The 6,188-nt window shown below is 65.7% G+C and carries 7 protein-coding genes; all 7 read right to left on the bottom strand.

Annotation, left to right across the window (positions count from 1 at the left end; all coding sequences use genetic code 11):
• Window positions 1-122 precede the first annotated feature (122 nt).
• The 7 genes from FJ414_RS30185 to FJ414_RS30155 all read right to left on the bottom strand — a co-directional run bounded on the left by FJ414_RS30185 (window position 123) and on the right by FJ414_RS30155 (window position 6,143).
• Window positions 123-1,004 carry a MoxR family ATPase gene (locus FJ414_RS30185; protein WP_140648000.1) on the bottom strand — a complete coding sequence of 294 codons (882 nt, stop codon included), beginning with the start codon at window positions 1,002-1,004 and terminating at the stop codon, window positions 123-125.
• A gap of 7 nt (window positions 1,005-1,011) precedes the next feature.
• Window positions 1,012-2,016, bottom strand: a complete 1,005-nt coding sequence (locus FJ414_RS32045) for a molybdopterin cofactor-binding domain-containing protein (RefSeq protein WP_140647999.1) — start codon at window positions 2,014-2,016, stop codon at window positions 1,012-1,014.
• Between the two features lies 1 nt (window position 2,017).
• The gene (locus tag FJ414_RS32040; protein ID WP_140647998.1) at window positions 2,018-3,385 is read right to left on the bottom strand and encodes a xanthine dehydrogenase family protein molybdopterin-binding subunit; all 1,368 of its coding nucleotides are present in this window, start codon (window positions 3,383-3,385) and stop codon (window positions 2,018-2,020) included.
• 11 nt (window positions 3,386-3,396) lie between these two features.
• Complete coding sequence (locus FJ414_RS30170) at window positions 3,397-3,879, bottom strand: (2Fe-2S)-binding protein (protein WP_140647997.1); 483 nt, start codon at window positions 3,877-3,879, stop codon at window positions 3,397-3,399.
• Window positions 3,880-3,937: 58 nt separating this feature from the next.
• Window positions 3,938-4,732 (bottom strand): FAD binding domain-containing protein, encoded by a 795-nt coding sequence (locus tag FJ414_RS30165; protein WP_140647996.1) that lies wholly within the window; start codon window positions 4,730-4,732, stop codon window positions 3,938-3,940.
• Window positions 4,733-4,746: 14 nt separating this feature from the next.
• Complete coding sequence (locus tag FJ414_RS30160; protein ID WP_140647995.1) at window positions 4,747-5,190, bottom strand: SRPBCC family protein; 444 nt, start codon at window positions 5,188-5,190, stop codon at window positions 4,747-4,749.
• Window positions 5,191-5,315: 125 nt separating this feature from the next.
• Window positions 5,316-6,143, bottom strand: a complete 828-nt coding sequence (locus FJ414_RS30155) for an AraC family transcriptional regulator (protein ID WP_140647994.1) — start codon at window positions 6,141-6,143, stop codon at window positions 5,316-5,318.
• Window positions 6,144-6,188 lie beyond the last annotated feature (45 nt).

Raw genomic sequence — 6,188 nt, 5'->3', positions numbered from 1 at the left:
ACAGAATTGAGCGGCGCGCCAACGCTGCTAATCTCCCCCCTCGTGGGGGAGATGTCCGGCAGGACAGAGGGGGGCGCTGTCCCGCCAGCGCTGAGAGATAGGCGCGCAATGCCGATTGCTCATCACCCCAGCGCCTCCTCGACAATCCTCCCCAGCTCCGGCGCGATCGCCGAAAAATCCTCCTCGTCCTTGATCAGCACGCCGATGGCTCGGCGGAAGGCCTCCGGCCACGGGCTGCCGCCTTTTTCGAGGATGGTCGCGGCATTCGCCCATTCGACCGCTTCGGCAATGCCCGGCGGTTTCGCCAGCGGGCGTGCGCGGATTTCCTGCACGGCATTGGCCACCGCGCGCGCCGTCGCTTCGGCGACGTGGCCCGAGCGCAGCATGATGATCTCGGCCTCGCGCTGGGCGTCGGGATAGCCGATCCAGTGATAGACGCAGCGCCTGCGCAGCGCCTCGGCAAGCTCGCGGGTGCGGTTCGAGGTCAGGATGACGATGGGCTGCGCCGCGGCGCGAATCGTGCCGCGCTCGGGAATGCTGATCTGGAAGTCGGAAAGGAATTCGAGCAGCAACGCCTCGAACTCGTGGTCGGACCGGTCGATCTCGTCGACCAGAAGCACGCGTTGCTCCGGCGCCCGCAAAACTTGCAGCAGCGGCCGGGCGATCAGGAAGCGGTCGTCATAGATGTCGATCTCGTGCTCGCCGGCATGGCGGATGGCGAGCAGCTGGCGCTGGTAGTTCCACTCGTAAAGCGCATGCCCGGCGTCGATGCCTTCATAGCATTGCAGGCGCACCAGCTCGCGGCCGAGGAGTTCGGCGACCGCCTTCGCGGCTTCGGTCTTGCCGACGCCCGGCGCGCCCTCGAGCAGCAGCGGCTTGCCCAGGCGGATCGCTAGGAAGATCGCGGTGGCAAGGCTGTCGTCGGCCAGATAGCGCGAGGCGGCAAGGCGCGCTGCTATCGCCTCCGGCGAAGCCGCGACCTCAATGGCGTCGGCGCTGGTCATCTTCCCCTCAGCCCGCCGCCTGCGCCTTCAGCGCGCGCAGGATGCGCTCCGGCGTGATCGGCAGCGTGTCGATGCGCACGCCGACCGCGTCGAAGACGGCATTGGCGACGGCCGGGATTTGCGGGTTGGCGCACATCTCGCCCGGCCCCTTGGCGCCGAACGGCCCATCGGCGGAAGGGCGCTCCAGCACGATGATCTCGGTCTCGGCCAGGTCGCCGGGACCGGGCATCAGATACTGGTTGAAGTCGGTGCCGCCATGGTCGCGGTTCGGATAATAGGGTTCGGTCGTCTCGTAGAGCGCGTGGCTGATTCCCATCCAGGAGCCGCCGACCAGCTGCTGCTCGACCATCTTCGGATTGAGCGCGCGGCCGATCTCGAAGACGTTCTTGACCGTCAGCACCGTTACTTCGCCGGTCTCGTCGTCGACCTCGACCTCGGCCACCGTGCAGGCATGGGCGTAGCAGGTGGAGGGCTTCATCGCGCCGGTCTCCTTCTCCGGGTAGGAGCGCGGGATCAGGAACATGCCGCGGCCCGAGATCGAGCGGCCGCGCTTGAAATGCGCCGACAGGGCGACATCGAAGATCGAGATCGATTTCTGCGGCGCGCCTTTGACCAGAATGTTGCCTTCGCCGTCGGTTTCGAGGTCGGAAGCGTTCACCTCCAGCTCTTCGGCGGCCACTTCCAGCATCACCTGACGGGCTTCCTTGGCGGCCTGGATGACGGCATTGCCGGCGCGGTGCGTGCCGCGCGAGGCGAAAGTGCCCATGCAGTGCGGACCGGTGTCGGTGTCGGCGGTGTCGATGATGACGCGGTCGGTCAGCACGCCGATCGTCTCGGCGCAGATCTGCGCCATGATCTGCTTCATGCCCTGGCCGAGATCGACACTGGAGAGCGTCACCATGAAATTGCCGGTCGGCGTCGAATGGACCAGCGCCTGGGTCGGATCGCCGCCGAGGTTCATGCCGGTCGGATAGTTGATCGCGGCGACGCCGCGTCCACGCCGGATCGCCATCTCAAGCTCCGTTCTTGTAGGAGGACATCGCCATGTATTTCTCCGCCACCGGCCAGTTCGCGGCGCGCGAGGCTTCCTGCATGCATTCGATCAGCGCCGCACCCTCGGTCGGCTGGCGATGCGCCTTCATGTCGCCGTCGCGATAGGCGTTGATGAAGCGGAATTCGAGCGGATCCATGCCGATCAGCCGGGCCAGCTTGTCCATCTGCACCTCCAGCGCGAAGTCGCCGATGGTGACGCCGAAGCCGCGCATGGCGGAGGAGGGGGTGCGGTTGGTGTAGACGCAGTAGGTGTCGATCCAGACATTCGGGATCGTGTAGGGCCCGGGATAGTGCGCCGCGCCCTTCTGCGCGCCGTAGGGCGAGTGGCGCGAATAGGCGCCGGCATCGGTGTAGCCGGTCACCTTGCGCGCAACGAAGCGGCCGTCCTTCATCAAGCCGTCCTTGATGACGACCTTCTCGGCCGCGCGCGGCGAGGAGATCTGCATCTCCTCCTCACGGCTGTAGATAAAACAGACCGGGCGTCCGGTTAGCTTGGCGGCGAGGATGGCGATCGGCTCGACGATGACGTCGACCTTGCCGCCGAAGCCGCCGCCGACGGTGCCGCCGACGAAGTGGAGCTTGCTGCCCGGCATCTGCAGGATGATCGAGGTGTTGTCGAGGGTGAAGAACATCGCCTGCGTGTTGGTGTAGCAGGTGAAGCGGTCATTACCCTCAGGCGCCACCACGCAGCCGGTGGTCTCGGTCGGCGCGTGCTCGATCGGCGAGGACTGGTAGCTCTGTTCAAGGATGTGATCGGCCTCGGCGAAGCCCGCCTCGACGTCGCCGAAGCGCACCTTGCGGCATTCGCCGCTGTCGTAGAGGTAATAGTTCTGGCCGTGGTATTCGTTGACCAACGGCGCACCGGGCTTCAGCGCTTCTTCCATGTCGAAGACGGCCGGCAGCACCTCGTACTCGACCTTGACCTTGGCAGCGGCTTCCTGCGCCGCGCGCTCGGTCTCGGCCAGCACCGCCACCACCGCCTCGCCCTTCCAGCGCACCTTGCCGTCGGCCAGCACCGTCTCGTCCTCGGGGCCGATCTGGATCAGGATCAGGATGGTGTAGACATTGTGCGGCACGTCCCTGGCGGTCAGCACCTTGACCACGCCCGGATGCTTTTCCGCTTGCGACGTGTCGATCGAGCGGATGCGGGCATGGTGGTGCGGGCTGCGCACCATCTTCAGATGCAGCATGCCCGGGAAGTTCCGGTCGGCGAAATAGGTAGTCTTGCCGGTGACATGTCCGGGGGAATCGAGCCGCGGGCGGCCCTGGCCGATCTCATGCAGGCCGTCCTTGCGGACATCGGCGAAATAGTCCTTGCGCAGTTCCATGGCTCGTTCCCTCAGGCGGCGTTCTGCGAGTTGGCGCGCGCGGCGGTCAGCACCGCCTGGATGATCGGCTCATAGCCGGTGCAGCGGCAGATGTTGCCGGACAGCGCCTCGACCACATCCTCGCGGCTCGGGTTCGGCGTGCGGTCGAGCAGCACTTTTGCCGCCATGATCATGCCCGGCGTGCAGAAGCCGCATTGCGTGGCGAAGGCATCGAGGAAAGCGCGCTGCAGCGGATGAAGCACGCCGCCTTCGGCAAGGCCGGCGGTCGTCTTGATGTCAGCGCCGCCGCAGGTTTCGGCCAGCGTCAGGCAGGAGAGCCTGAGTTCGCCGTCGATGATGACCGAACAGGCGCCGCAGGTGCCCTGGTGGCAGCCGCCCTTGGGCGATGTGTCGCCGATCTTGTCGCGCAGCGCGTGGAGCAGCGTCGCGCCGCTTTCGACGAACTCGGCTTTTTCAGAACCGTTGAGTGTGAATTGGACAGGTACTTTTGCCATTTTTCCTCCCTGCGTGCCTGCCCGGATCGGCCGGACAGACGCGCGTCCCCCACGGATATTAGTCAAGCAGCAGCCGGCCGAGATGGACCGGCAGAACCTCGGCGCGATACCAAGCGCTGGCGATCGGATCGGTGATCGGCGCGATGCCTTCGCTCGCGGCCACCAGCGCCGGCGCGATCTCCTGCGGCGTGAGCTTGCAGCCGAGCAGCGCCTTCTCGGTCGCTAAAGCGCGGATCGGCCGATCGGCCATGCAGCCCAGCGCGATGCGCGCCGAGGTCACCGTGCCGTCCGGTGCGAGTTCCAGAAGCGCGGCGATGCTCAGCACAGACACACCCTTCGGCTTGACGCGCGATACTTTCAGGAAGCGGAAGCTTTCAGCCTTGGGCAATGAAAAGGTGGCAGCGGTGACGATGGCGCGGCTGGTATCGCGGCCGGCCAGGAAGGTCTCGACTGCCAGTTCGCCGTCTTCGGTGACGACGGTCGCGTCCAGCGCCAGCAGCGCGACGGCGAAATCGCCGTAAGGGGCAGGGACGAACAGATTGCCGCCGACGGTTGCCATGTTGCGGATCGCAGGCCCGCCGACAGAGCGCGCGGCAGGCGCGAGCGCGGCAAGCTCGGGGTGGCGGGCAATCGCTGCCATGGTGACCGAAGCGCCGAGCCGGACCTTGGCGCCGGAAACCGCGATCTGCGAAAGGCCGGGATCATTGACACGGATCAGGCTGGAGATGGAAACGTCGCCTTCATTGGCGGCGCGGATCACCAGCGTGCCGCCGCCGAGATAACGCGTGCCGGCGGCACGCAAGGCGGCGTTGGCGTCTTTCACGCTCGAAAAAGTTTGCAGCGCAAGCGACATGGCGCGCTCCCGGTTCAGCTGTTGCCAGCGAAATGGCTTTTCAAGGCGTTGAAGCCGCCCTGGAAGACATTCGCGCCCATGCCCTCGGCCAGCTTGTCGGCTTCCTCCGGTGCTGCGTCGAAGCTCGCCGTCCATTCGGCATAGGTGCGGTTACCGTCGGTGACGCGCCGCAACTGCAGCGTCGCCTTGTGATTGGTCAGCGGCTGCGGCGTTTCCAGGATCGAGTAGCTGACCAGGAAATTGTCGTCGGAGAAGTCGAGCAGCTTTTCGCGCAGCCGAGCGCCGCTGACCAGTTGGAAGTTGCGCACGCAGCCGATCGCGGTGGCGTCCTTGCCGTCCTCGATATGGCTTTCCACCATGCGCGGATGCCAGTTCGGCAGGCCGTTGAAGTCGCGGATGTGCGCCCAGACCTGCTCGACCGGCGCATCGATGACGCTGGAAATGGTGACTTTCGCCATAGACTGGCTCCCTTGCAAAGATCGGGAGCAGGCTAGGGCGGCCGACGGGCCGGCGCTTATCAATGCGTCTTGAGTGCGTATCAACCAGTCGGAAAATGTGGCGACGGATCAGCCCGCAAAGGCGGTCAAGACATGGCTCTCGCGGCTTCGCGGTAGAGCGTCGGCGGCACGCCGACATGGTCGCGGAAGAAGCGCGAGAAATTGCCCTGGGTGGTGAAGCCGAGATTGCAGGCGACCGAGATCAGCGGCTCCTGTGACCACTGCAGCTGGCGCACGGCTTCCTCCATACGCAGCGTGTTCCAGTAGACGTTCGGCGTCAGGTTGGTCTGTTCCTTGAACAGCGCGAAGAAATGCGGCCGGGACAGGCCGACCGAACGGGCGACGTCGTCGAAGGAGATGCGCTCGCAGACATTGGCCTTCATCAGTTGGATCGCCTTGCGGACGCGGAAATCGAGCATCGTGTTGATGCGCGCGCGGGCTATCTGCGGCGCGGATGTCTCGGCCGCGTCGAGCACGCTGTCGATGAAACGCTCGATCTCGTAATTGGCGACGTCGTCGATGCTCTCATTGTCGGTCAGGTGATCGAGCAGGTTCGCCGCCGCCTGATGCAGCCAAGGCTCCAGCGTGATCGCGGCTTGCGTGAACAGCGGCGCCGACGACGGAAGGTCGCGGCGCCGGCGCGCCCAATCGGGGTCGATGTAGAAGGCGAGGAACAGGCCGGGCTTGCCGTCGCGGGAAAGGGCGTGGCTGTGCGGCTGGAACGAGTTGATGCCGGCCGCCGTGCCCGGCCCAAGCCGTACCGTCTCGCGGCCGATGGTCATTTCGCCCGCCGTGCCTTCCAACCAGATGATGAGATGCGCCTCGCCGTGGGCATGGGTGACGAAGTCGTTGGCGACATTCAGCACGGAAACATGTCCGAACCGGCCCCAATAGAGCCTGATCGCGTCCGTCATGGGTATCGTTCCTCCCGCAGGCGACTGGCCTCCCTTCGCCTGCTC

The sequence above is a fragment of the Mesorhizobium sp. B3-1-6 genome (assembly GCF_006439555.1).
Lineage (GTDB): Bacteria > Pseudomonadota > Alphaproteobacteria > Rhizobiales > Rhizobiaceae > Mesorhizobium.
This window is presented reverse-complemented; position numbering and strand designations above follow the sequence as displayed.